The 26,614-nt window shown below is 73.1% G+C and carries 16 protein-coding genes; 13 read left to right on the forward strand and 3 right to left on the reverse strand.

Annotated elements, in window-relative coordinates:
* Positions 1-876 carry an alpha/beta fold hydrolase gene (locus ACH4B3_RS01205; RefSeq protein ID WP_398460622.1) on the forward strand — a complete coding sequence of 292 codons (876 nt, stop codon included), beginning with the start codon at positions 1-3 and terminating at the stop codon, positions 874-876.
* A 198-nt stretch (positions 877-1,074) separates the two neighbouring features.
* Here ACH4B3_RS01205 and ACH4B3_RS01210 read toward each other — a convergent pair whose 3' ends face one another.
* The gene (locus ACH4B3_RS01210) at positions 1,075-1,650 is read right to left on the reverse strand and encodes a DinB family protein (protein WP_398460623.1); all 576 of its coding nucleotides are present in this window, start codon (positions 1,648-1,650) and stop codon (positions 1,075-1,077) included.
* 406 nt (positions 1,651-2,056) lie between these two features.
* On the opposite strand from ACH4B3_RS01210, the gene ACH4B3_RS01215 reads away from it, so the two are divergent.
* The 8 genes from ACH4B3_RS01215 to glgB all read left to right on the forward strand — a co-directional run bounded on the left by ACH4B3_RS01215 (position 2,057) and on the right by glgB (position 18,479).
* On the forward strand, positions 2,057-4,339 hold the full coding sequence (locus ACH4B3_RS01215; RefSeq protein ID WP_398460624.1) for a M4 family metallopeptidase: 2,283 nt from the start codon (positions 2,057-2,059) through the stop codon (positions 4,337-4,339).
* 386 nt (positions 4,340-4,725) lie between these two features.
* The gene (locus ACH4B3_RS01220) at positions 4,726-6,390 is read left to right on the forward strand and encodes a M4 family metallopeptidase (protein ID WP_398461543.1); all 1,665 of its coding nucleotides are present in this window, start codon (positions 4,726-4,728) and stop codon (positions 6,388-6,390) included.
* A 293-nt stretch (positions 6,391-6,683) separates the two neighbouring features.
* Positions 6,684-8,357, forward strand: coding sequence for a M4 family metallopeptidase (locus ACH4B3_RS01225; protein ID WP_398460625.1), 1,674 nt, complete (start codon positions 6,684-6,686; stop codon positions 8,355-8,357).
* Positions 8,358-8,567: 210 nt separating this feature from the next.
* The gene (locus ACH4B3_RS01230; RefSeq protein ID WP_398460626.1) at positions 8,568-9,767 is read left to right on the forward strand and encodes a serine hydrolase domain-containing protein; all 1,200 of its coding nucleotides are present in this window, start codon (positions 8,568-8,570) and stop codon (positions 9,765-9,767) included.
* 270 nt (positions 9,768-10,037) lie between these two features.
* A complete protein-coding gene (locus tag ACH4B3_RS01235; protein ID WP_398460627.1) occupies positions 10,038-12,041 on the forward strand; it encodes a maltotransferase domain-containing protein in 2,004 nt (667 codons plus the stop codon).
* A complete protein-coding gene (treS, locus tag ACH4B3_RS01240) occupies positions 12,038-13,831 on the forward strand; it encodes a maltose alpha-D-glucosyltransferase (protein WP_398460628.1) in 1,794 nt (597 codons plus the stop codon). The genes ACH4B3_RS01235 and treS overlap by 4 nt, the downstream gene beginning before the upstream one ends.
* Positions 13,832-14,282: 451 nt before the next feature.
* Positions 14,283-15,821: a phosphotransferase gene (locus ACH4B3_RS01245; RefSeq protein ID WP_398460629.1), complete on the forward strand. Its 1,539-nt coding sequence runs from the start codon at positions 14,283-14,285 to the stop codon at positions 15,819-15,821.
* A 177-nt stretch (positions 15,822-15,998) separates the two neighbouring features.
* Entirely contained in the window at positions 15,999-18,479 is a 2,481-nt protein-coding gene (gene glgB, locus ACH4B3_RS01250) for a 1,4-alpha-glucan branching enzyme (RefSeq protein ID WP_398460630.1), read from the forward strand.
* Positions 18,480-18,599: 120 nt separating this feature from the next.
* Here glgB and ACH4B3_RS01255 read toward each other — a convergent pair whose 3' ends face one another.
* Together ACH4B3_RS01255 and ACH4B3_RS01260 are read right to left on the reverse strand one after the other, a co-directional pair.
* Positions 18,600-19,370 (reverse strand): DUF3515 domain-containing protein, encoded by a 771-nt coding sequence (locus ACH4B3_RS01255; protein ID WP_398460631.1) that lies wholly within the window; start codon positions 19,368-19,370, stop codon positions 18,600-18,602.
* Positions 19,371-19,696: 326 nt separating this feature from the next.
* Positions 19,697-21,145 carry a cation:dicarboxylate symporter family transporter gene (locus tag ACH4B3_RS01260; RefSeq protein ID WP_398460632.1) on the reverse strand — a complete coding sequence of 483 codons (1,449 nt, stop codon included), beginning with the start codon at positions 21,143-21,145 and terminating at the stop codon, positions 19,697-19,699.
* 142 nt (positions 21,146-21,287) lie between these two features.
* Here ACH4B3_RS01260 and ACH4B3_RS01265 point away from each other — a divergent pair, with 142 nt between their 5' ends.
* The 4 genes from ACH4B3_RS01265 (at position 21,288) to ACH4B3_RS01280 (ending at position 26,571) form a co-directional block, all read left to right on the forward strand.
* Positions 21,288-23,213 carry an ATP-binding protein gene (locus ACH4B3_RS01265; protein WP_398460633.1) on the forward strand — a complete coding sequence of 642 codons (1,926 nt, stop codon included), beginning with the start codon at positions 21,288-21,290 and terminating at the stop codon, positions 23,211-23,213.
* Between the two features lie 230 nt (positions 23,214-23,443).
* Complete coding sequence (locus tag ACH4B3_RS01270; protein ID WP_398460634.1) at positions 23,444-24,130, forward strand: response regulator; 687 nt, start codon at positions 23,444-23,446, stop codon at positions 24,128-24,130.
* A 135-nt stretch (positions 24,131-24,265) separates the two neighbouring features.
* The gene (locus ACH4B3_RS01275; protein WP_398460635.1) at positions 24,266-25,624 is read left to right on the forward strand and encodes an ABC transporter substrate-binding protein; all 1,359 of its coding nucleotides are present in this window, start codon (positions 24,266-24,268) and stop codon (positions 25,622-25,624) included.
* Complete coding sequence (locus ACH4B3_RS01280; RefSeq protein ID WP_398460636.1) at positions 25,621-26,571, forward strand: carbohydrate ABC transporter permease; 951 nt, start codon at positions 25,621-25,623, stop codon at positions 26,569-26,571. Before ACH4B3_RS01275 ends, ACH4B3_RS01280 begins: the two co-directional genes overlap by 4 nt.
* Positions 26,572-26,614 lie beyond the last annotated feature (43 nt).

Consider the following 26,614-nt stretch of genomic DNA (forward strand, 5'->3'; position numbering starts at 1 on the left):
ATGCCGGTACATCCGGTCCACCACCGCACCGTCACCGTGCACGGGCACGAGATCTTCTACCGGGAGGCGGGTGCCCCGGACGCCCCGGCACTCCTGCTGCTGCACGGCTTCCCGACCAGCTCGCACATGTTCCGGGACCTCATCCCGCGACTGGCCGGCCGCTTCCGGCTGATCGCCCCGGACCACCTCGGGTTCGGCTATTCGGCGGCGCCTCCGGCGACCGAGGCGGACTACTCGTTCGCGCACCTCGCGGAGATCACCGCCGAGTTCACCCGGCGGCTGCGGCTGGAGCGCTTCGCGCTCTACGTCCAGGACTACGGGGCCCCCATCGGTCTGCGGCTGGCCCTCGCGCACCCCGAGCGGGTGACCGCGATCATCACCCAGAACGGCAACGCCTACCGGGAGGGACTGGCGGCGCAGGCGTGGGCCCCGGTCCTCGCCTACCTCGACGACCCGTCACCGGAGAACGAGGCGGCCGTCCGGGGGTTCCAGAGCCCGGAGAGCATCCGCTGGCAGTACACCCACGGGGTGACCGACCCGAGCCTGCTCAGCCCGGACGCCTGGCACCACGACACCGCGCTGATGGCCCGGCCCGGCCAGGACGCCGTCCAGCTGCGGCTGATCGGCGACTACGGCAGCAACCTCGCGCTGTACCCGGAGTTCCAGGAGTACTTCCGCGGCAGCCAGGTGCCCCTCCTCGCGGTCTGGGGCGCACATGACGAGATCTTCCTCCCCGAGGGGGCGACCGCCTTCCGGCGCGACCTGCCGGAGGCGGAGGTCCATCTGCTGCCGACCGGGCACTTCGCACTGGAGACCCACGGGGCGCAGATCGCGGACCTGATCGGGGACTTCCTGCACCGCCGGGTGGCGGCCTGAGCCACCGGACCGGGCCCGCGCGACCGACCCGGCGCACGACCGACCGTGCGCGACCGGCCCGGCGCGCGACCGGCCCCGGCGCCCGGCTGACCCGGCGCCCGGCCGGCCGGCCGGGCGCACCGGAGTCGGGCCGGCGGGCGCGCCGGAGCCCCCGGCCGCGCCCCATCCCGGACGGGGACCGGGGCGCGGCGGGCGGGGTCACCCGCCCGCGGGGCCGGGGCCGCCGTCGCGCCGCGGCGGGGTGGCCGCCGCCTCGCCGACCCGGCCGTCCGCCAGTTCCCGCACCACGTCGAGGTGGCCGGCGTGCCGGGCGTACTCCTGGAGGACGTGGAAGAGGATCCAGCCGAGCGGGGGTGCGTCCGCCTCGGCCGGGAAGCGGCCGCCGACCGCCGACCGCCGTTCCGCGGGGATCCCGGCGACCAGCGCACGGGAGTGCGCGCAGGCCTCCTCGAAACGGGCCGTCAGGGTGGCGAGGGTGTCCTCCTCCGAGACGTGCCAGCGGCCGTCGGGCCCCCGGTCGCCCCAGGGGTCCGGGAATGGGCGGGCGGCGAAGCCCCACTGGAACCAACGGCGCTCGACCCACGTCAAATGCCCCAGCAGTTCGAGGGGGGTCCAGCCGGACGGCAGTCTGCTGTGGCGCAATTCGTGCTCCGACAGCCCGTCCAGCTTCCGCAGCACCACCGCCCGGTAGTAGTCGAGGTAGGCATCGAGCAGCTCACGCGGGTCGCCGAGCGAATGCGGCGGCTCGGTCAGGGATTTGGCGTCTTCCGTCATGGCCGGATCCTACGGATGCGCGGTCCTGGCGGGGGCCGCCGCGGGCCCGCACCGGACTCCGCAATACGAACACGACTGGTCCGTCAACGGACAGATTCCGGCCAACTTCCGGCAGCACTCCTGACACGTACATGGCGGAGATGGCACTCTTCCGGGAACCGATGCGCGGCTCCCCCACAGCACCCGCCGCGTCCCGGGGAACGTTCCGTCAGGTGCCGGTCGGCACCCGCACACTCCCCCACGCCTCGGGCCCTTCGGCCCGGACCGCTCCGGATCGCCTCACCGGAGTGCTCCGGCCGCGTGCCCGGGATGCACCGTGTTCTGCCTCGCTCTGCCCGGACGGCGAACCAACCGCCCGGTCTGATCCGGTCCGCGTAACCCGCGCGGCCACGCAGAAGGAGACAGCGTGAGATCCACCCCCCATCGGCGTACCGTAGCCACCGGCGCGCTGGTCGCCGTGACGGCCATGCTCGCCGTCGGCATCCAGTCAGGTTCCGCCTCGGCCCGCCCCGACACGCCGCCGGCCACCGCCGGCAAGGTCGTCGCCAAGGCCCGCGCCGGCGCGCTGCCGGTGAAGCTCACCCCCGCGCAACGGGCCGAGCTGCTCCGGGAAGCCAACGCCACCAAGGCCGACACCGCCAAGACGCTGGGCCTCGGCGCCAAGGAGAAGCTGGTCGTCCGGGACGTCACCCGGGACGCCGACGGCACCACCCACACCCGGTACGAGCGGACCTACGACGGGCTGCCGGTGCTCGGCGGCGACCTGATCGTCCAGGAGACCCGCGGCGGCACGGTCGAGACCGTCGCCAAGGCCACGAAGACCCGGGTCAAGGTCGCCACCACCAGCGCCAAGGTCACCCCGGCCGCCGCCGAGAAGGCCGCGGTGAAGGCCTCCGTCGCCGAGGGCTCGAAGAAGACGGCGGCCGAGCGGGCCCCCCGCAAGGTGATCTGGGCGGCCGACGGCACCCCGACCCTCGCCTGGGAGACGGTCGTCGGCGGCCTCCAGCAGGACGGCACGCCGAACGAGCTGCACGTCATCACCGACGCCGCCACCGGCAAGAAGCTCTTCGAGTACCAGGCGGTCCACAACGGCACCGGCAACAGCCAGTACGGCGGCCAGGTCACCCTCGGCACCGCGGGCAGCTCCGGTTCCTACACGCTGACCGACTCCACGCGCGGCAGCCACAAGACCTACAACCTGAACCGGGGCACCTCCGGCCAGGGGACGCTGTTCTCCGACGCGGACGACGTGTGGGGCGACGGCACGCCGTCCAACACCCAGACCGCGGGTGTCGACGCCCACTACGGCGCCGCCCTCACCTGGGACTACTACAAGAACGTGCACGGCCGCTCGGGCATCCGGGGCGACGGCGTCGGCGCGTACTCCCGGGTCCACTACGGCAACAACTACGTCAACGCGTTCTGGCAGGACTCCTGCTTCTGCATGACGTACGGCGACGGCGAGGGCAACGCCAAGCCGCTGACCTCGATCGACGTCGCGGCGCACGAGATGACGCACGGCCTCACCTCGGTCACCGCCAAGCTGGTGTACAGCGGCGAGTCCGGCGGTCTCAACGAGGCGACCTCCGACATCTTCGCCGCCGCGGTGGAGTTCGCCGCGAACAACAGCAAGGACGTCGGCGACTACCTCGTCGGCGAGAAGATCGACATCAACGGCGACGGCACCCCGCTGCGCTACATGGACAAGCCCTCCAAGGACGGCTCGTCCAAGGACAGCTGGTACTCCGGCATCGGCAACATCGACGTCCACTACTCCTCGGGCGTCGCCAACCACTGGTTCTACCTCGCCTCCGAGGGAAGCGGCCAGAAGGTCGTCAACGGCGTCAGCTACGACAGCCCGACCTCGGACGGGCTTCCGGTCACCGCCATCGGCCGGGCCAACGCCGAGAAGATCTGGTTCAAGGCGCTGACCCAGCGGATGACGTCCAACACCAACTACGCGGGCGCGCGGGACGCGACGCTGTGGGCGGCGGGCGAGCTGTTCGGCGTGGGCAGCACCACGTACAACAACGTGGCCAACGCCTGGGCCGGGGTGAACGTCGGTGCGCGGATCTCCGACGGGGTCACGGTGACCCCGCCCGGCAACCAGACCAGCATCCTCAACCAGGCCGCCAGCCTGCAGATCCAGGCGACCAGCAGCAACCCGGGCGCGCTGGGCTACACGGCGACCGGGCTGCCGGCCGGCCTGTCGATCAACTCCTCCACCGGCCTGATCTCGGGCACCCCGACCGCCACCGGCACCAGCAACGTGACGGTCACGGTGACCGACTCGGCCGGCAAGAGCGGCACCGCCTCGTTCACCTGGACGGTCAACACCAGCGGCGGCAACGTCTTCGAGAACACCACCGACGTCCAGATCCCGGACGCGGGCGCGGCGGTCACCTCGCCGATCAACGTCACCCGGGCGGGCAACGCCCCGAGCAACCTCCAGGTGGGTGTGGACATCGTGCACACCTGGCGGGGCGACCTGGTCATCGACCTGGTGGCGCCGGACGGTACGAGCTACCGGCTGAAGAACTCCAGCTCCTCGGACTCGGCCGACAACGTCAAGACGACGTACACCGTCAACGCCTCCTCCGAGGCCGCGAACGGCACCTGGAAGCTGAAGGTGCAGGACGTCTACTCGGCGGACACCGGCTACATCAACAGCTGGAAGCTGACCTTCTGACACTCCGCCGGGAGGCAGCGCGCTGACCGGCCGAACTGAACCAGGCGCCGCCCGAGGCGTGGTACCGGCCGTCCGGAGAGGGACACTCCCGGACGGCCGGGCCCCGGGCGGCGCCTTCGCGTCCGCTCAGGCCGGCTCCGGGCCGGCTCCGGGCCGGCTCCCCGGGGGCGCCGGCCACCGGGCCGGGCGCCCGGTATCCGGAATTCCGGCGGCACCCAACGGACAATTTCCGGCCTACCTCTCGCAATTCACGTGACATGTACGCAGCTTGTGTGACAGTCTGCCCACGCTAATCGCACCTCTTGTTCCGGACCGGACGGCACCCGCTGCCGCCCGGCCCAACCCCCCACAGCAACGAGGAGTACAGCGTGAGCAAGTCCTCTCGCATGCCCATATCCGGCACGGCGTCCCACGCGAGCGGCAAGCGCCGCCGCACCGCCGCGGCCGCCGGGGCGGCGGTCGCCGCCGCCGCGCTCATCGCCACCGGCATGACCACCGGCTCCGCCGGTGCCGCCCCCTCCGGCACGGACGGTGTCGACACCGGCGCCCTGTCCGTCAAGCTCTCCGCCTCCCAGCGGGCCGAGCTGCTCCGCGGGGCCGACGCCACCACGGCGCGGACCGCCGAGGCGCTGCGGCTCGGCGCCAAGGAGAAGCTGGTCGTCAAGGACGTCGTCAAGGACGCCGACGGCACCCTGCACACCCGCTACCACCGCACCTACGACGGCCTGCCGGTGCTCGGCGGCGACCTGATCGTGCACCGGTCCGGGGCCGGCAAGATCAAGGGCGTCACCAAGGCCACCAAGGCCACCGTCGCCGTCGCCTCCACCACCCCGAAGCTGGCGCCGGACACCGCCGCCCGCTCCGCGGTGAAGCTGGCCAAGGCCGACGACACCACCCAGGCCAAGCCCACCCGCAGCCCGCGCAAGGTGATCTGGGCCGCGACCGGCAAGCCGGTCCTGGCCTACGAGACCGTGGTCGGCGGTGTCCAGCAGGACGGCACCCCCAACGAGCTGCACGTCATCACCGACGCCGCCACCGGCAAGAAGCTCTTCGAGTACCAGGGCATCGAGAACGGCAGCGGCGAGAGCCAGTACAGCGGCAAGGTGGAGCTGGGCACCAGCAAGGAGGGCGCCGGCTTCACCCTCACCGACGCCGACCGCGGCGGCCACCGGACCACCAACCTGGACCACGGCCAGAGCGGCGAGGGGGCGGCGTTCTCCGACGAGGACGACGCCTGGGGCAACGGCAAGGGCGACGACCCGCAGACCGCGGCCGTCGACGCCCACTACGGCGCCGCCCTCACCTGGGACTACTACAAGAACGTGCACGACCGCTCGGGCATCAAGAACGACGGCAAGGGCGCCTACTCCCGGGTCCACTACGGCGACAACTACGTCAACGCCTTCTGGGACGACAGCTGCTTCTGCATGACCTACGGCGACGGCCAGGGCAACAGCCACCCGCTGACCTCGATCGACGTCGCGGCGCACGAGATGACGCACGGCGTCACCTCCAACACCGCGGGCCTGGAGTACAGCGGGGAGTCCGGCGGCCTCAACGAGGCGACCTCGGACATCTTCGCCGCGGGCGTGGAGTTCGCCGCGAACAACAGCACCGACACGGGTGACTACCTGGTCGGCGAGAAGATCGACATCAACGGCGACGGCACCCCGCTGCGCTACATGGACAAGCCCTCCAAGGACGGCCAGTCGCTCGATTCCTGGGACGAGAACGCCGGCGACGTCGACGTCCACTACTCCTCGGGCATCGGCAACCACTTCTTCTACCTGCTGTCCGAGGGCAGCGGCCAGAAGGAGATCAACGGCGTGCAGTACGACAGCCCGACGGCCGACGGGTCCAAGGTCGAGGGCATCGGCCGGGACAAGGCCGAGAAGATCTGGTACAAGGCGCTGACCACCTACATGACGTCGACGACGGACTACCACGCGGCCCGTGAGGCCACGCTGAAGGCCGCCACCGACCTGTTCGGCGCCGACAGCGCCGAGTACAAGGGCGTGGAGAGCGCCTGGGCCGGCGTCAACGTCAAGTAGCGGCCGGACCGTCCCAGGAGCCGGCGGTGCGCCCTGGGCCACGGAACCGCTGAACCGCTGATCCGACGAGCGGTGTCCGGAACTTACCCTTCCGGGCACCGCTCGTCGTGTTTTCGCGGATTTGATCAGCCCTTTACCGGACGTTTCCGGCGGTTTCGAAAATATCGCCCGTGACATGAACGTGTGTTTGATGGCAAGGTCTGGCTCCATGCGGCACCGCCGCATCTTTTGTTTTGGTTGGGGGGGCCGACCAAGCCCGCCCAACTCCCCACACAAAAACAGGGAGTCCTCGCGTGCCTTCCGGTTCCATATCCGGTCCGAGACACCGCCGCACCGCCCTCGTCGCCTCCGCGGCGACCGTGGCAGCAGCCCTCATCGCCGCTGCCGCCGCCACCGGCTCCGCCGGCGCGGCCCCCGCCGAGTCCGCCGCGACCGGCGCCTCGGCCACCACGCTCTCCGCCTCGCAGCGCGCCGAGCTGATCCGCACCGCCGGCGCCGGCACCGCCGACGCCGCCCGCTCGCTGCGCCTCGGCGCCAAGGAGCGACTGGTCGTCCGCGACGTCGTCAAGGACGCGGACGGCACCACCCACACCCGCTACGAGCGCACCTACGACGGCCTGCCGGTGCTCGGCGGCGACCTGGTCGTCCAGCGCTCGGCGGACGGCGAGACCGAGGACGTCACCAAGGCCACCTCGGCCGCCATCAAGGTCACCGACACCAAGGCCGCCGCCTCCGCGGCCGGTGCCGAGAAGACCGCCCTGGGCGCCGCCAAGGCCGCCGGCGGCGAGCAGGCGGACGCCGACCGGGCGCCGCGCAAGGTGATCTGGGCCGCCACCGGCAAGCCGGTGCTGGCCTACGAGACCGTCGTCGGCGGTTTCCAGGAGGACGGCACCCCGTCCCGGCTGCACGTCATCACCGACGCCGACACCGGCAAGAAGCTGTACGAGTACCAGGCGGTGGTCAACGCCACCGGCACCGGATACAGCGAGTACAACGGCACGGTGTCGCTGACCACCGAGAAGAGCGGCAGCCGGTACGTGCTGAAGGACACCGCCCGCGGTGGCCACCTCACGTACAACCTGAAGAACATGGGCAGCGAGGACGACTACCTCGACGTGCCGAAGTGGCGGTACTACGACGCCGACAACAAGTGGGGCAACGGCTCCCCCGCGAACGGCCAGACCGCCGCCGTCGACGCCCACTACGGCGCCGCGATGACCTGGGACTACTACAAGAAGGTCCTGGGCCGCAACGGCATCAAGAACAACGGCAAGGCCGCCCCGTCCCGGGTCCACTTCGGCAGCGAGTACGTCAACGCCTTCTGGGACGACGAGTGCTTCTGCATGACCTACGGCGACGGCGTGGGCAACCGCAACCCGCTCACCTCGCTCGACGTGGCCGCGCACGAGATGACCCACGGGCTCACCTCCGCCACCGCCGGCCTGGTCTACAGCGGTGAGTCCGGCGGCCTGAACGAGGCCACCTCCGACATCTTCGGCACCGCGGTGGAGTTCTACGCCAAGAACACCAAGGACGTCGGCGACTACCTCATCGGCGAGAAGATCGACATCAACGGCGACGGCACCCCGCTGCGCTACATGGACAAGCCCTCCAAGGACGGCGCGTCCTACGACTACTGGAAGCGCGGCATGGGGGCGGACGACCCGCACTACACCTCCGGCCCCGCCAACCACTTCTTCTACCTGCTGGCCGAGGGCAGCGGGCGGAAGGTCATCAACGGGGTGACCTACAACAGCCCGACCGTGGACGGCCGGACCGTCAAGGGCATCGGCCGGGACAAGGCCGTGAAGATCTGGTACAAGGCCCTGACCTCGTACATGACCTCGTCCACCACCTACGCCCAGGCGCGCTCCGCGACGCTGAAGGCGGCCAAGGCGCTGTACGGCCTGAACAGCACCGAGTACAAGGCGGTCAACAACGCCTGGGCCGGGATCAACGTCAAGTGACCCCGGCGGCCGCGGCGCGGTAGCGCCGCGGCACGGCCACCGCACCACGGGGGTGTCCGGACCGACGCGATCGGTTCCGGGCGCCCCCGTCCCGCTTCCCGCCCGGCCGGCCACGCCGGCCCCGGGGCCCGGGTCGGGCGGCCGTCCGAGCGTCCCGGGCCGGGGTGTCGCTCGCGGACCCGGCGGGCGGGGCGGTGCCATGATGCGCAGATGGGTCGCCGGATGGTCGTCGATGTGCAGACGCGGGTCAGTGGGCTCCTCGCGGAACTGGTGGACTCCGGCCGGGAGACCGGCCTGCAGGCCGCCGCCTACCTGGACGGCGTACCGATCGTGGACGCCTGCGCGGGCGCGGCCGGCCCGCCCGGTGGCGGCCCGCTCGGCCCCGGCTCCCTGATCCACAGCTTCTCCACCGGCAAGGGCTTCACCGCCACCCTGGTCCATGTGCTCGCCGAGCGCGGGCTGATCGGCTACGACACGCCCGTCTGCGACTACTGGCCGGAGTTCGCCGCCCACGGCAAGGACCGGATCACCGTTCGTCATGTCCTGACCCACACGGCCGGCGTACCGCAGCTCCCGGCCGGGGTCACCGCGGCCGAACTGTGCGACTGGGACACCATGTGCGCGCTCGTCGCGGGGCAGGAACCGCTGTGGGAGCCGGGCACCGCCACCGGATACCACGGCTGGACCTTCGGCTGGATCCTCGGCGAGGCCGTGCGCCGGGTCACCGGGCTGACCCCGGGTCAGGCCCTGCGCAGGTACGTCGGCGAACCGCTCGGCGTGTCCGGCGAGCTCCACTTCGGCCTGCCGGCGAGCGCACTGGACCGTACCGCTCCGCTGGTGGAGGGCAACTGGGCGGCGTGGCTGGCGTCCCTCCCCGCGTCCGCGCCGTTCCGCCGGCTGGTGGTGCCCAACCCCGAGGTGTGGACCACCGCCGAGCTGGCCAACCGCCGCGCCTACCTGCTCGCCGACCTGCCCGCGTGCGGCACCACCACCGCGCGGGCGGCCGCGCGCATGTACGCCGCGCTGCTGGGCGAGGTCGACGGGGTGCGCCTGCTCACGCCGGAGCGGCTGGAGGCCGCGGCGGGCGTCGCCGTCGACGGCAGGGACCGGATGCTCCTCGGCCGGTACGCCAAGGGCCTCGGCTACTTCCTGGGCCTGCCCGAGATGGCCGGTGAGGTGACGGCCTTCGGCCACCACGGCAGCGGCGGCAGCATCGCCTTCGCCGACCGCCGGCGCGGGCTGGCCTTCGCCCTCACCCGTACCCGCCTGGTCGGTGGCGCGGCGGACACGACGGCCCGTCTGGTGGCCGACGAGATCCGGTCCCTGCTGCCCGCGCCCGGCTCCCGGCGCACCCCCGCGGGGCGGCGGCGCGGCGGCCCGTCCTCCGACCGGGGCCCCTCCGGCGGCTGACCCGCGCCCCGGCCGCCTCTGGCGGAATCCGCACGGCCGGCCCGCCACGAAACGCGCGGGTCCCGGATTGCCCTCCCGCGCCCCGTGGAAGGCTTTCCTCCTGACCGCTTGAGGAAGAGGGCCGGAACTCTCATGGCCCACCCCATCCGCCCACCAGAGTGAACGCGGACAGGAGCAGTCATGCCCGCAACCTGTCGTCGGACAGTTGAGCAGATACAAAGGACAAACGCCTTCAAAGACCATAAACCCGCGACGCCGCCAGGTGATCCCATGATCGGACGTATCCCCGTCCTGGACATCCGCCCGCTCATCGACTGCGGGCGCCGCCCCGCCAAGGCGGTGGCCGGCGAGACCTTCCAGGTCAGCGCCACCGTGTTCCGGGAAGGCCATGACGAGGTCAGGGCCAATGTCGTGCTGCGCGACCCGTCCGGGCGGTCCGGCCCGTGGACGCCCATGCGCGAGCTGGCGCCCGGCACCGACCGCTGGGGCGCCGACGTCACCCCCACCGCCGAGGGCCACTGGACCTACACCGTCGAGGCGTGGAGCGATCCGGTGGCGACCTGGCGGCGGCACGCCGGGATCAAGATCCCAGCCGGGGCCGACACCGGACTCGTCCTGGAGGAGGGCGCCCGGCTGCACGAACGGGCCGCCGCCGGGGTGCCCAAGAGCGACGGGCGGGAGGCGGTGCTGCGCGCGGTCGACGGGCTGCGCGACGAACGCCGCACGGCCGCCGACCGGCTGGCCGCGGCGCTCGCCGCCGACGTGGTGGAGGCGCTGGACCGGCACCCGCTGCGCGAACTGCTCACCGCCTCCCGCGCGATGCCGCTGCGGGTGGAGCGGGAGCGGGCGCTGTTCGGCTCCTGGTACGAGCTGTTCCCGCGCTCGGAGGGCGCGGTGGTCACCGCCGGCGGGCCGCCGGTGAGCGGCACCTTCCGCACCGCCGCCGAACGGCTGCCGGCGGTGGCCGCGATGGGCTTCGACGTGGTGTACCTGCCCCCCGTCCACCCCATCGGCACGACCTTCCGCAAGGGCCCCAACAACACGCTGACCGCCGGTCCGCACGACGTGGGGGTGCCGTGGGCGATCGGCTCCGCCGCGGGCGGCCACGACGCGGTCCACCCCGACCTGGGCACCCTGGAGGACTTCGACCACTTCGTCACCCGGGCCCGGGAGCTGCGGATGGAGGTGGCACTGGACTTCGCGCTCCAGTGCTCCCCGGACCACCCGTGGGTGACCGCCCATCCGGAGTGGTTCCACCACCGGGCGGACGGCTCGATCGCGTACGCCGAGAACCCCCCGAAGAAGTACCAGGACATCTACCCGATCGCGTTCGACGCGGACTTCCGGGGCATCGTCCGGGAGACCGAGCGGGTGCTGCGGTTCTGGATGGACCACGGAGTGCGGATCTTCCGGGTGGACAACCCGCACACCAAGCCGGTGGTGTTCTGGGAGAAGGTCATCGGCGACATCAACCGCACCGACCCCGACGTGATCTTCCTCGCCGAGGCGTTCACCCGGCCCGCGATGATGCACACCCTGGCCGCGATCGGGTTCCAGCAGTCGTACACCTACTTCACCTGGCGTAACACCAAGCGGGAGCTGACCGACTACCTGCTGGAGCTGACCGGGGACGCGGCCTCGTACATGCGGCCCAATCTCTTCGTCAACACTCCGGACATCCTCCACGCCTATCTGCAGGAGGGCGGACGCCCCGCGTTCGAGGCGCGGGCCGTGCTCGCCGCCACCCTCTCCCCCTCCTGGGGCGTGTACGCGGGGTACGAGCTGTGCGAGAACACCCCGCTGCGACCGGGCAGCGAGGAGTACCTCGACTCGGAGAAGTACCAGCTACGGCCGCGTGACTGGGCGGCGGCCGAGCGCGAGGGGCGCACCATCGCCCCGCTGATCACCCGGCTGAACCGGATGCGCCGGCGCCACCCGGCGCTCCGCGGACTGCGCGGTCTGCACTTCCACCACGCCGACAACGACGCGGTCATCGTCTACTCCAAGCGGGCGCCCGGGCCGCGCGGCGACTGCGTGCTGACGGTGGTCAACCTCGACCCGCACCACACCCAGGAGACCACGGTCTCGTTGGACATGCCGGAACTCGGCCTGGACTGGGACGAGTCCTTCCCCGTGCGCGACGAGCTCACCGGGGAGACCTACCACTGGGGCAGGGACAACTACGTGCGCCTGGACCCGAGCCGGGAGCCGGCTCCGGCACACGTGCTGTCGCTGCGACCGTCCTCACCGATCGGAGGGTCACCCACCGCATGATCGTCAACGAGCCCGTCCCGGACAAGTTCGAGGACACCCCCGCCAAGGACCGGGACCCCGAGTGGTTCAAACGAGCCGTCTTCTACGAAGTGCTGGTGCGCTCCTTCCAGGACAGCAACGGCGACGGCATCGGGGACCTCAAGGGACTCACCGCGAAGCTGGACTATCTGCAGTGGCTGGGCGTCGACTGCCTGTGGCTGCCCCCGTTCTTCGCCTCGCCGCTGCGCGACGGCGGCTACGACGTCTCGGACTACACCGCCGTGCTGCCGGAGTTCGGCGACCTGGCGGACTTCGTGGAGTTCGTGGACGCCGCCCACCAGCGCGGCATGCGGGTGATCATCGACTTCGTCATGAACCACACCAGCGACCAGCACCCGTGGTTCCAGGAGTCGCGCAGCGACCCCGAGGGCCCCTACGGCGACTACTACGTGTGGGCCGACGACGACACCGGCTACCCCGACGCCCGGATCATCTTCGTCGACACCGAGGCGTCCAACTGGACCTTCGACCCGGTGCGCAAGCAGTACTACTGGCACCGTTTCTTCTCCCACCAGCCCGACCTGAACTTCGAGAACCCGGCGGTCCAGGAGGAGGTGCTGGCCGCCCTGCGCTTCTGGCTGGACCTGGGCATCGACGGCTTCCGGCTGGACGCGGTGCCCTACCTGTACGCCGAGGAGGGCACCGACTGCGAGAACCTGCCGCGCACCCACGAGATGCTCCAGCGGGTGCGGGCCGAGATCGACGCCCACTACCCGGACACCGTGCTGCTGGCCGAGGCCAACCAGTGGCCCGAGGACGTGGTGGACTACTTCGGCGACTTCGAGTCCGGCGGCGACGAGTGCCACATGGCGTTCCACTTCCCGGTCATGCCGCGCATCTTCATGGCGGTCCGCCGGGAGTCCCGCTACCCGGTCTCGGAGATCCTCGCCAAGACGCCCGCCATCCCCTCGGGCTGCCAGTGGGGCATCTTCCTGCGCAACCACGACGAGCTGACCCTGGAGATGGTCACCGACGAGGAGCGCGACTACATGTACGCGGAGTACGCCAAGGACCCGCGGATGCGCGCCAACATCGGCATCCGGCGGCGGCTGGCCCCGCTGCTGGACAACGACCGCAACCAGATCGAGCTGTTCACGGCGCTGCTGCTGTCGTTGCCCGGGTCGCCGATCCTGTACTACGGCGACGAGATCGGCATGGGCGACAACATCTGGCTGGGCGACCGGGACGCGGTGCGCACCCCGATGCAGTGGACGCCGGACCGGAACGCGGGGTTCTCCTCCTGCGACCCCGGCCGGCTGTACCTGCCGACCATCATGGACCCGGTCTACGGCTACCAGGTCACCAATGTGGAAGCGGCGATGAGCAGCCCGTCCTCGCTGCTGCACTGGACCCGGCGGATGATCGAGATCCGCAAGCAGAACCCCGCGTTCGGCCTCGGCAGCTACACCGAACTGCCGTCGAGCAACCCGGCGGTGCTCGCCTTCCTGCGGGAGACCCCGGCGACCGGCGGCGGGCCGGACGACCTGGTGCTGTGCGTGAACAACTTCTCCCGCTTCGCCCAGCCCACCGAGCTCGACCTGCGGTCCTACGCCGGCCGGCATCCGGTGGAGCTGATCGGCGGGGTGCGCTTCCCGGCCATCGGGGAGCTGCCGTACCTGCTGACGCTGGCGGGCCACGGCTTCTACTGGTTCCGGCTGCGCCGCAGCGATCCCGCCCCGGCGGTCGCCGCGGCTCCGGCGGTGGTCCGCCCCGGACCGGCCGCGCCGGCCGGCCCCGCCGCCGCCGGCTGACCCGGCGTCAGCCGGTGGCGGCCGCCCGCACGCCTCCGCCCGGGGCGCGTGCGGGCACGCCCCGCACCGCCGCCGAGGGCTGACCGCGCGCCACCCGGCGGCCGGCCCCGCCGGGGCGGCTCGATCCGGCTGCCCCGGCGGGCGTTTTCCGCCCCTGGGCGGACGGGGGCGTTTTCCCCCCGGGGCGGGGGGAAGTCTCCCGGTATCACCCCGGGCCGGGCGAACCGTTTCACCGAACGCGCCACGCGCCGTCTCCGAGGTCTTCGCTTCAGGTTCGCCGTACGGATGTTCGGGCGATCCCTCGTCCGGCCCGTTCCCGGACCCCCGTCCGGGAAGACCGCTCCCCGGACTCCGTCCGGGGGTACCGTCACCGCGCCGTCGCACTGCTAATGCCACAATCCGGGACACTTTTCGCTATCTGTCGTGTGCCCCGGGGAAAGGACGCGACGCCATGCCGGAAGCTCCCTTCACCCGGAGGACAGAGCACTCTCAGACGGTCGCACCGCGGGCCGCCGCAGTGACGCACGCCCATGGCCCGGCCGGGCTGCTGCCCTCGCTCGCACCGCTGCTCGCCGAGTGGCTGCCACGCCAGCGCTGGTTCGCGGGGAAGGGCCGTCCGGTCACCGGCTTCACGCTCGTCTCCGCCACCGAGCTGCTGCCGTGCCCCGCGGGCGGCGCCACACCGGGCCTGCTCCATCTGCTCGTCCGGGCCAAACAGCCCGGCTCCCTCGCGGGGGAGCCCTCCGCGGACTGCTACCAGATCCTGCTGGGCGTGCGCGCCGCCCTGCCGCCGCGGCTGGCACCCGCCCTGATCGGCCGGCCCGTCGGCGGCCCGCTGCACGGCTACACCGTCTACGAGGGGCTGTGCGACCCCCGGCTCGCCGCGGTGCTGCTGGAGCGGCTGCGGGTGCCGGGCCGGCTGGGTCCGCTGCTCTTCGTCCGCGAACCGTCCACCACCATCCCCTCGGTGCTCACTCCGAGGATGATGACGGCGGAGCAGTCCAACTCCTCCGTGGTCTTCGGAGAAACGTACATCCTCAAGGTGTTCCGCCGGGTCAGCCCCGGCGAGAACCCGGACCTGGAGCTGCCGCTCGCCCTCGCCCGCACCGGCTGCTCCCGGGTGCCCTCGCCCGCCGCGTGGTTCGAGACCGCCCCGGCCTCGGGCGGGTCCGCGCCGTACACCCTCGGGGTGCTCCAGCCGTATCTGGCGGGGTCGACCGACGGATGGCAACTGGCACTGGGCGCCCTGGCGCGGCACGCCGACTTCGGCTCCGCCGCGCACGCCCTGGGCCGGGCCACCGCCGAGGTGCACCTGGCGATGGCGGACGCCCTGCCGACCGCCGTGCTGCGGCGCCCCCAGATCGAACGCCTGGCGGCGGCCATGTCGGCGCGGCTGGACGCGGCCGCCGCGGCCGTGCCCGCGCTGCACCCCTACCGTCCCCGGCTGCGCACCGCCTTCGACGACCTGGCCGGGCTCGGCCGGGCCGGCCGCACCTGGGCGGCCCAGCGCATCCACGGCGACCTCCATCTGGGCCAGGTGCTGCGGACCTCCGAGGGCGGGCCGTGGTCACTGATCGACTTCGAGGGCGAGCCGTCCCGGCCGCTGGCCGAACGCCGCCGCCCGCAGCCCACCGTGCGCGACATCGCGGGCATGCTGCGTTCGTTCGAGTACGCGGCGGCGGTGGCCGGCCGGGGCCGGGCGGAGCCGGGCGGGAGCCGGCCCGGCTCCGGGCCGGAGGCGGGCCGGAGCGGAGCCGGCCGGGCCGGCGACGACTGGGCCCGGCTCACCCGCGCCGCCTACTGCGCGGGCTACGCCGAGGCGTCCGGCGCCGACCCCCGCGACGAGCCGGAGCTGCTGCGCGCCTACGAGACGGACAAGGCCGTCTACGAGGTGCTCTACGAGGCCCGGCACCGCCCCGACTGGCTCTCCGTCCCGATGTCCGCGATCCGCCGGCTCTCCGGCTTCACCCGTCCGGCCGGAGACCGCTGAACCGTTCCGCCACCCCTCTCGCTCCCCCGCCCCACCACTCCTCTCACTCCCCCGCCCCGTCTCCCTCGCTCCCCCGCCCCGTCTCCCTCGCTCCCCCCGCCCCACCCTTGCCCCCCACGTCCGCTTCCGCCACCGACCCCCGGCCCCGCCCGGCCGGGCCCCAGGAGGACCACCCCCGTGACCGCACCCCCGCCGTCCCCCGACCCGTCCGACGAGGTCACGGCCCCCGAGGCCGCCGCGTCCGGAGCCGACGCCGTGGCCGTGGCCCGGCCGGCCGCGCGCCACCGCTCCTCCTCGTACTCCGAACCCCCGGCCCCGCGGGCCCCGCGCCCGCCCGGCGCCGAGGTGCCCGGCGCCGAGGTGCCCGGCCCCGCCCCGGCACCCGGGGCCCGCCCGCTCACCGGGCGCCCGCCCGGCGCCGGCGCCGCCGCCCCGGCCCCGGCGCCCGCCGGGCACGGTCGCGGCACCCGGCCCGCCCCGCCGCTGGCCCCCGCCGACCGGGACCGGCTGCTCGACGGCTCGCACCACGACCCGCACTCCCACCTGGGCGCCCACCCGGTACCGGGCGGGGTCGCCTTCCGGGCGCTGCGGCCGTTCGCCCGTTCGGTCGCGGTGACCGCCAAGGGCCTGCGCGCCGAGCTGCGCCCGGAGGGCGACGGGTTCTTCGCCGCGGTGCTGCCGCTGAGCGAGGTGCCCGACTACCGGCTGCTGGTCGGCTACGACGGCGCCGAACTGGAACTGCACGACCCGTACCGCTTCCTGCCCGCCCTCGGCGAGTTCGACCTGCATCTGATCGGCGAGGGGCGGCACGAGCAGCTGTGGCAGGCGCTCGGCGCCCGGCCGATGACCCACCAGGGCGTCACCGGCACCCGTTTCACGGTGTGGGCCCCCAACGCCCGGGGGGTCCGGCTCATCGGGGACTTCAACTACTGGGACGGCACCGCCTTCCCGATGCGGTCGCTGGGCCGCAGCGGGGTGTGGGAGCTGTTCCTCCCCGAGGTCGGCGAGGGGGCGCTGTACAAGTACGAGATCACCGGCCGGGACGGCGGACGGTCCCGGCGGGCGGACCCGATGGCCCGGCGGACCGAGTGCCCGCCGGCCACCGCCTCGGTGGTCTACGCCTCGCACCACCGCTGGCAGGACGACGCCTGGCTGGCCGGCCGTACCGCCCGCCGGGTGCACGAGTCGCCGATGTCGGTCTACGAGGTGCACCTGCCGTCCTGGCGCCCGGGGCTGAGCTACCGGCAGCTGGCGGAACAACTCCCCGCCTACGTCCGGGACCTGGGCTTCACCCACGTGGAGTTCATGCCGGTCGCCGAGCATCCGTTCGGCGGCTCCTGGGGCTACCAGATCACCGGCTTCTACGCCCCCACCGCCCGCATGGGCGGCCCGGACGACTTCAAGTACCTGGTGGACGCGCTGCACCGGGCCGGCATCGGCGTCCTGGTGGACTGGGTGCCCGCGCACTTCCCCCGCGACGACTGGGCGCTGGCCGGTTTCGACGGCACCCCGCTGTACGAGCACGGCGATCCGCAGCGCGCCGCGCACCCCGACTGGGGGACCCTGGAGTTCGACTACGGGCGCACCGAGGTGCGCAACTTCCTGGTCGCCAACGCGGTCTACTGGTGCGAGGAGTTCCACATCGACGGCCTGCGGGTCGATGCCGTCGCCTCCATGCTCTACCTGGACTACTCCCGCGAGGAAGGGCAGTGGACGCCGAACGCCCGCGGCGGGCGGGAGGACCTGGACGCGGTCGCCTTCCTCCAGGAGATGAACGCCACCGTCTACCGGCGCTGCCCGGGCGTGGTCACCATCGCCGAGGAGTCCACCGCGTGGAACGGCGTCACCCGCGCCACCCACCATGTGGGGCCGGACGGCTTCGGCGGGCTCGGCTTCGGGCTGAAGTGGAACATGGGGTGGATGCACGACTCGCTCGGCTACGTGGCCCACGAGCCGGTGCACCGCAAGTACCACCACCACGAGATGACCTTCTCCATGGTCTACGCCTACAGCGAGAACTACGTCCTGCCGATCTCGCACGACGAGGTGGTCCACGGCAAGCAGGCGCTGGTGTCGAAGATGCCCGGCGACTGGTGGCAGCGGCGGGCCACGCACCGCGCGTACCTGGGCTTCATGTGGTCCCACCCCGGCAAGCAGCTGCTCTTCATGGGGCAGGAGTTCGCCCAGGGGGCGGAGTGGTCGCACGAGCACGGACCCGAGTGGTGGCTGCTGGACGACTCGTACCACTCGGCGGGCGACCACCGCGGGGTGCGCCGGCTGGTGCGCGACCTGAACCGGCTCTACACCGCGAACCCCTCGCTGTGGCAGCGCGACACCGTGCCGGACGGCTTCGCCTGGGTGGCCGGCGACGCGAGCGAGGACAACGTGTTCGCCTTCCTCCGGTTCGACGCCCAGGGGTCGCCCCTGCTGTCGGTCAGCAACTTCTCCCCCGTCGTCCGCCACGAGTACCGGCTCGGCGTGCCGGAGCGGATCGCCGCCTGGCGCGAGGTGCTGAACACCGACGCCGAGGAGTACGGCGGCGGGGGCGTGGCCAACACCGAACCGCTGAAGGCCGAACCGGTGCCCTGGCACGGCCGCCCCACCAGCATCCAGGTGGTGCTGCCGCCGCTCGCCACGCTCTGGCTCCGCCCGGGCTGACGGAGCCGGCCCCGGAAGCGGCCGGCGCGGGCCCCGGTCACCGAGGCGGCTCCGCGCGGCGGCCGCGCGGAGCCGGGGCCGGACCGGACCCGGGAGCGACCGCCACCGGGGGCGACCCGCTCAGAGCCCGGCGGGGATGGTCGTCCGTACCGCGTCCCCCAGCTCCACGAGCGCTTCGACGTCGCGGTACGCCGCCGGGATCGACACCTCGACGTAGACGCTGCGGAGGGCGGTGGTGCAGCGGTGGCTGCCGTCGTCCGGGCTCTCCAGCATCCAGTCCACGCCCTTGAGCCGGGCGCCCGGCGCACGGGGGTTGTTCATCTCGTCGGGCCGCGGGATACCGCACCGCAGGACGATGGCCGGATCGCCCCAGGCGGCGGTGTACCGCGTCGCCGGCCGGGTCTCGCGCCGCTCGGCACCGCCCAGTTCGTCCGGCACCGCGTCGATCAGCTCCGCGCACCGCCCCTCGGTGCCCGCCTTCGGCACGGGGGCGGCCACCCGCACCGCGTCGTCGGCGAACAGCCGGTTCCGCACCGCGTCACCGAAGGCGACGTACCCCGCCGCGAGCAGCAGCAGGGCCACGACGGGGGCGCCGCGTACCGCGAGGCGGCGCCGTCGCACCGCCCCGGCGTCCCCGGCCCGCGCGGTCGTCCCGGCGTCGGCGGCGCCCCCGCCCTTGGTGGGTTCTCCGGTGTCCCCGGTGTTCCCGGTGTTCCCGGTGTTCCCGGCGGTTCGGGCTTCTCCGGCGCTTCCGGTGCTCCCGGCCCGGGTGGTGTCCCCGGCGTCCCCGGCGGCTCGGGCTTCCCCGGCGTCCGCGGCCGAGGTCGGGGCGTGGTCGTCGGGCGGCCGCCCGGGCTCGTCGTCCGCCGGACCGGACTCACCGCGCGTCATCTCTGCTCCCTCCCCGGGCCGTGGTGGGGCGACCGTCCCCCGGGACGACTCGGCTGCCCGCGGCTGATCGTAGCCACCGTCCGGGAGCCGCCCGGCGCCCGGTCCCGCGGCCCGCGGCCCGGCGCTCGGGACGGCCGCGGGGACGGGGGACGGGCGGGCGGGGACGCGAGGGGCGAGCAGGCCCCCGGTGCGGTGGACACCAGTGGCCTGCCCGCCCTCGGTCGGGCCGGCCGGCTGCCTCGTCGTGAGCGGCCAGGCAGCCGGCCGGCCGGGCGGCGGGCATGTGCCGAGTGGGGCGGCGCACACCCGCGTGGCAGGGGTCGCGGTCAGAGGGCCGCGGTCGTCTCCTTGGACGCCGCGCCGCCGCGCGCAGTTCCGTTCCCGTCGCTCTTGATGATCTCCGGAGGGCCGTCCTGACCTGCGGCGCCGTCGTACGCCGAGGTGGCGTGGACGTCGTCCACGAGCGTCGTCTCGTCGAACGGCAGCCGGCCGGCGAGGACTTCGCCCATCCGCTCCTTGTCGATCTCCTTGGTCCAGGTTCCGACCAGGACCGTCGCCACCGCGTTGCCGGCGAAGTTGGTCAGGGCGCGCGCCTCGCTCATGAAGCGGTCGATGCCGACGATCAGGCCGACGCCGTCGACCAGTTCGGGCCGGTGCGACTGCAGGCCGCCGGCCAGGGTGGCCATGCCCGCACCGGTGACCCCGGCCGCCCCCTTGGACGCGATGATCATGAAGAGCAGCAGCGAGATCTGCTGTCCGACGGAGAGCGGGTCGCCCATCGCCTCCGCGATGAACAGCGAGGCCATCGTCAGGTAGATGGCCGTGCCGTCCAGGTTGAAGGAGTAGCCGGTGGGCACGGTGATGCCGGCCACCGGCTTGCTGACGCCCGCGTGCTCCATCTTGGCGATCAGGCGCGGCAGGGCCGACTCGGACGACGAGGTCGACAGGATCAGCAGGAACTCGCGGCCGAGGTACTTCAGCAGCGCGAAGATGTTGATCCCGGCCACCAGCCGCAGCACCGCGCCGAGCACCAGGAAGACGAAGAGGGCGCAGGTGACGTAGAAGCCGATCATGATGACGGCGAGGGACTTCAGCGCGTCCGTGCCGGTCTGGCCGATCACCGCCGCGATGGCGCCGAACGCGCCCACCGGGGCGGCCCACATGATCATCGACAGGACGCGGAAGACCAGCCGCTGGATGTGGCCGATTCCGCGCAGCACCGGCTCACCGGCCGGGCCCATCGCCTGCAGGCCGAAGCCCGCCAGCAGCGCCACCAGGAGCGTCTGCAGCACCTCGCCCGTGGTGAAGGCGGAGACCAGCGTCGTCGGGATGATGCCGAGCAGGAACTCCTCGGTGGACTCGCTGGCCCCCTCGGCCTGGCCCTGCCCGGCCTTCGCCGTCTCGGCGGTCAGGTGCAGGCCGCTGCCCGGCTCCAGGAGGTTGCCGACCAGCAGGCCGATGGCGAGCGCGACGGTGGACATCAGCAGGAAGTAGCCGAGGGCGAGGCCGCCGACCGCGCCGACCTTCGCGGCCTTGCGGACCGAGCCGACGCCGAGCACGATCGTGCAGAAGATGATCGGCGAGATCATCATCTTGATCAGGTCGACGAACCCGGTGCCGATGGGCTTGAGCTCGACGGCTGCGTCAGGAGCGGCGAAGCCCACCACTATGCCGAGCAGCACCGCGCCGATGACGGCGAGGTAGAGGTAGTGGGTCTTGTCCCGCTGGGCGCGCCCCGGGTGTTTCCGGTCCGGGGGCGGGGTCTGCGCAGCCACGGCTGCCTCCTCGAGTGTCCTGGGCGCAGTACGTGCGGCTCACACGTCCTGGACGTCCCGGTGACTATGCACTCCCGCTGTGACGGCGGTCACCCTTCCGTTCATTTCGTTCACGCGACCGCCCCCGGGCACACTGATCCGCATGCGCGTTCCCCGCCCCCGCAGCCTGGCCGGACAGCTGTTCGCGATGCAGGTCGTCCTGGTCGCCGTCGTCGTGGCGGGCTGCGCGGTGTTCGCGTACATCACCGACCTGAACCAGGCGGAGGCCGCGGCGCGGCGCCAGGTCACGGCGGCGGCCACCGCGGTCGCGGACTCCCCGTCCGTGGTCCGCGCGGCGCGCTCCGCCCACCCCCCGGCGGTGCTGCAGCCGTACGCGGAGCGGGTGCGCAAGGACACCGGCGTCGCCTTCGTCACGATCATGTCGCCGGCCGCGATCCGCTGGACGCACCCGGACCCGGCGCGGATAGGGGAACGCTTCCTCGGTCACACCCGTCCGGCGCTGGACGGCACCACCTTCACCGAGACCTACACCGGCACCCTCGGCCCCTCGGTGCGGGTGGTGACCCCGATCCGGGACGGCGACCGGATCGTCGGCCTGGTCAGCGCGGGCATCACGGTCGACGAGATCAGCGAACGCATCCGCAGTCAGCTGGTCGCCCTCATCGGCGTGGCGCTCGCCGCGATGGCGCTCGGCGGCGTGGGGACGTACGTGGTCAACGCCCGGCTGCGGCGGCACACCCACGGCATGAACGCGGCCGAGCTGAGCCGGATGCACGACTACCACCAGGCCACCCTGCACGCGGTGCGCGAAGGGCTGCTGATGCTGGACGGGCGGCGCCGGGTCGCGCTGGTCAACGACGGGGCGCGGGAGCTGCTCGGGCTGCCGCCGGACGTGGTCGGCCGGGTGGTGTCCGACCTGGGGCTGCCGACCCGGCTCACCGGGGCCCTGCTGGCCACCGAGGAGCGGGTGGACGAACTGCACCTGACCGCCGACCGGGTGCTGGTGGTCAACACCTCGCCGGTGAGCAGCGGGGAGCAGCGCGGCACGGTGGTCACCCTGCGCGACCACACCGAGCTGCAGGCGCTCTCCGGTGAGCTGGACTCGGTGCGCGGTTTCGCCGAGGCGCTGCGCTCCCAGGCGCACGAGGCGGCGAACCGGCTGCACGCGGTGGTGTCGCTGATCGAACTGGGGCGCGCCGAGGAGGCGGTGGACTTCGCCACCGCGGAGCTGGAGCTGGCGCAGGCGCTCACCGACCAGGTGGTGGCGGCGGTGGCCGAGCCGGTGCTGGCGGCGCTGCTGCTGGGGAAGGCGGCGCAGGCCAACGAGCACGGGGTGGAGCTGGTCCTGGCCCCGGACAGCCGGATCGACGACGGTGTGCTCCCGGCCGGGCTGCCGGCGCGGGACCTGGTGACCATCCTGGGCAACCTGATCGACAACGCGATGGACGCCGCGGCCGAGGACGCCCACCAGACGCACCGCGGCGGCGGGCCGGGCGGGGAGCCGCGGCCGGGGGACGGGGCCCTGCCCCGGCCCGGCGACGCGGCACTGCCCGGGGAACCTCCGCCCGGCGAGGGGGACCTGCCCGGGAGACCCCCGCCCGGCGACGCGGACCACGACCTGCCCGGGGAGCCCCCGACCGGCGACGCGGACCTCCCCGGGGGACCCCCACCCGGCGACGCGGACCACGACCTGCCCGGGGAGCCCCCGACCGGCGACGCGGACCTGCCCGGGGAGGCGGCCGGTCCCCCGGCCGCGGCGGCCCGCCGGGGGCGGGTGACGGTGACCGCCCGCGTCGCCGACGGCGAGCTGCTGCTGCGGGTGGAGGACACCGGGAGGGGGGTGGACCCGGCGGCGGTGGAGGAGGTCTTCGTCCGGGGCTGGAGCACCAAGGCCGAGCCGTCGGCCGGCCCGGTGGGCGCCGGCCGCGGCCTGGGGCTGGCCCTGGTACGGCAGGCCGCGCGGCGCAACGGGGGCACGGTGGAGGTCGCCGACTCCGCCTGCGGCGGCGCGGCCTTCACGGTGCGGCTGCCGCTGGGTGCCGGGAGCAGGCGACCGGCGCCGGTGTGACCCGTATGATCTGCGTCCCCCTCGGCACCGTCCGGCAGTCGGCGGCCGGTGGGCCGCCCCGCACCGGGCCCCGGTGCGGGCGCGACGCCCGCCGGCTGCCCGGGGCCGGCCGCCCGGCGGGTGTCCCCGGTGCCCTCGGTGCCCTCGGTGCCGTCAATGTCCCGCACGGCCGCCGCCACGGCGGACGCCACAGACCCTGAGCAGCCTCCCAGCCGCTGGAAAGGACCCCCATGAGCGGGCAGGCCGAGATCCGCGTGCTCGTCGTCGAGGACGATCCCGTCGCGGCGGACGCGCACGCCCTGTACGTCTCCCGGGTCCGCGGTTTCCGGGTGGCCGGTGCGGTCCACTCCGGGGGCGCGGCGCTGCGGCAGCTGGAGCGCACGGCGGTGGACCTGCTCCTGCTGGACCTCTACCTTCCCGACGGTCACGGGCTGCGGCTGATCCGCTCGCTCCGCGCCGCCGGCCACACCGCGGACGTGATCGCGGTCACTTCGGCGCGGGATCTGGCAGTGGTCCGGGAGGGGGTGTCGCTGGGCGTGGTGCAGTACGTGCTGAAGCCGTTCACCTTCGCGACGCTCCGCGACCGGCTGCTGCGCTACGCGGAGTTCCGGGCCAGCGCGGGCGAGGCCAGCGGCCAGGACGAGGTGGACCGGGCGCTCGCCGCGCTCCGCGCCCCCCAGCCCGCCGCGCTGCCCAAGGGCCTGACCCAGGCGACCCTGGACGCGGTGACCGGCACCCTGCGCGCCGCCGTGGAGGGCATGTCGGCGGCGGCGACCGGGGAGGCGGTGGGCATCTCCCGGATCACCGCCCGCCGCTACCTGGAGCACCTGGTGACCTCCGGGCGGGCCGCCCGCGCCCCCCAGTACGGGCAGGTGGGGCGTCCGGAGCTGGTGTACCGCTGGCTCGGCGCCCCGTGACGGCGGCCGCGGCGCCGGCGCCGCGGCCACCCCACGCGGGTTCGAGTCCCTTCAAGGTCACGGGGATTGATTTTCACTCACCGCGACCCTACGGTCACCGCACAGCCATCCGAGGCTCGTAGGAGGTTCGTGCCCGTGCGCCCCACCGCCCCACTGATCCTCGCAGCCGCCCTCGTCGCCGCCACCGGTCTCACCGCCTGCGGCGGTTCCGGTGGCGACCCCGACACCGTCAAGGTCGCCTACAACCGCAGCACCGACAACGCGAACCGCTTCAAGGACGAGTACCTCGCCGGCATCAAGGAGGAGTTCGAGGAGGCCAACCCCGGCAAGAAGATCAAACTGGTGCCCATCCAGGCGTCCGACAACGACTACGCCACCAAGATCCAGCAGATGATGCGCTCCGCGAAGACCGCGCCGGACGTGGTCTACGAGGACACCTTCCGGATCAACTCCGACATCGCCGCCGGGTACCTCCGCCCGCTCGACGACTACCTGGAGAACTGGCCGGAGTGGGACCAGTACCTGGAGACCGCCCGGCAGGCGGCCAGGGCCGAGGACGGCAGGACCTACGGGGTCCCGGACGGCACCGACACCCGCGCCCTGTGGTTCAACAAGGAGATCTTCGCCAAGGCCGGGCTGCCCGCCGACTGGCGGCCGCGGAACTGGGCGGACGTCCTCGACGCGGCGCGGACGGTGAAGCGGAAGGTGCCCGGTGTGGTGCCGCTGAACGTCTACACCGGCAAGGCCGCCGGCGAGGCGGCGGTCATGCAGGGCTTCGAGATGCTGCTGTACGGCACCGGGGCGGACCCCCTGTACGACCCGGAGGCGAAGAAGTGGGTCGCCGGCAGCCAGGGGTTCCGGGACGCGCTGGAGTTCGTCCGGACCGTCTACGCGGAGAAGCTGGGCCCGGACGTGTCCGACGCGCTGGACGCCAACGTGGGCACCAACGTGGCCAACGAGTGGCTGCCGGAGGGCAAGCTCGCCATCTCCCTGGACGGCTCCTGGATGGGCCAGCACTGGATCGAGTCCGGCGGCAAGCCCTGGCCGGAGTGGTCGAAGATGCTGGGCCAGGCGCCGATGCCGACCCGGGACGGCGATCCGCCGGGCAAGGTCAGCATGTCCGGCGGCTGGGTCTGGTCGATCTCCGCCAAGTCCGGCAAGCCGGACCTCGCCTGGAAGGTCATCGAGACCCTCCAGCGGAAGGACAACGCTGTCAGGTGGGACGTGGTCGGGGCGCAGATCGCGGTCCGCAAGGACGTCGCCGCCGACCCGGAGTACCGGCGGTCGATGCCCGGCATCGCGTTCTTCACCGGCCTGGTGCGCCACACCCACTACCGCCCGGCGCTGCCGGTCTATCCGCAGGTGTCGTCCGCGATCGGTGAGGCGATGGAGGCGGTGACCACCGGCGACGCCTCCCCGGCCGAGGCCGCCCGGGCCTACGACGAGCAGCTCGGCGACCTCACCGACGGCGCCGTGGTCGAGCGGGACCGATGACGGCCGCCGCCCCCACCGGCCCGGCGGCCGGGAAGGCGGCGGCACCGGAGGGCCGGCCGCGGCGGCGCCCGCCGTCCCGCGCGGCCGCCCGCCGGCGACGGCCGCTGCGCTGGCTGCCGCTCGCCCCCGCCACCGTCCTGCTGCTGCTCTTCCTCGGCGGGCCGATCTGCTACTGCGTCTACATCGCCTTCACCGACATGCAGCTGACCGGCTCCGCGACCACCGAGTTCGTGGGGCTGGACAACTTCCGGCGGGCCTTCGGCGACCCGGACTTCCGCAACGCGGTGGTGCTGACCCTGGTGTTCACCTTCGTCTCCTCGGTGATCGGCCAGAACACCCTGGGGCTGGCGCTGGCCCTGCTGATGCGGCGCGCGTCCCGCCCGGTGCGCACCGTGACCGGCTCGGTGGTGATCGCGGCGTGGGTGCTGCCGGAGATCGTCGCGGGCTTCCTGCTGTACGCGTTCTTCCGCCGCGAGGGCACCTTGAACGCGGTGCTGGACTGGGCCGGCCTGCCGTCCCAGAACTGGCTCTACACGCTGCCGATCCTCGCCGTCTCCTTCGCCAACGTCTGGCGCGGCACCGCGTTCTCGATGCTGGTCTACTCCGCGGCGCTGGCCGGCATCCCCAAGGAGGTGGAGGAGGCCGCCGAGGTCGACGGCGCGAGCGGGCCGCGCCGGCTGTGGTACGTCACGCTGCCGATGATCCGCCGTTCCATCGGCACCAACCTGATGCTCAACACCCTCCAGACGCTGTCGGTGTTCGGGCTGATCTGGGCGATGACGCGCGGCGGGCCGGGCAACCGCAGCCAGACGCTGCCGGTGTTCATGTACGACCAGGCGTTCCTCAAGAGCCTGATCGGCTACGGCACCGCGGTGGCGCTGCTGTTGCTGCTGGTGGGCGCGGTGTTCTCGGCGGTGTACCTGCGGCTGCTGCGCGAGGACGTCTGACGGCACCGGCCCCCGCCGGTGCACCGGAGCACGACCGGTCGAG

The organism is Streptomyces sp. NPDC018031, assembly GCF_044327625.1.
Taxonomy (GTDB): Bacteria; Actinomycetota; Actinomycetes; order Streptomycetales; family Streptomycetaceae; genus Streptomyces.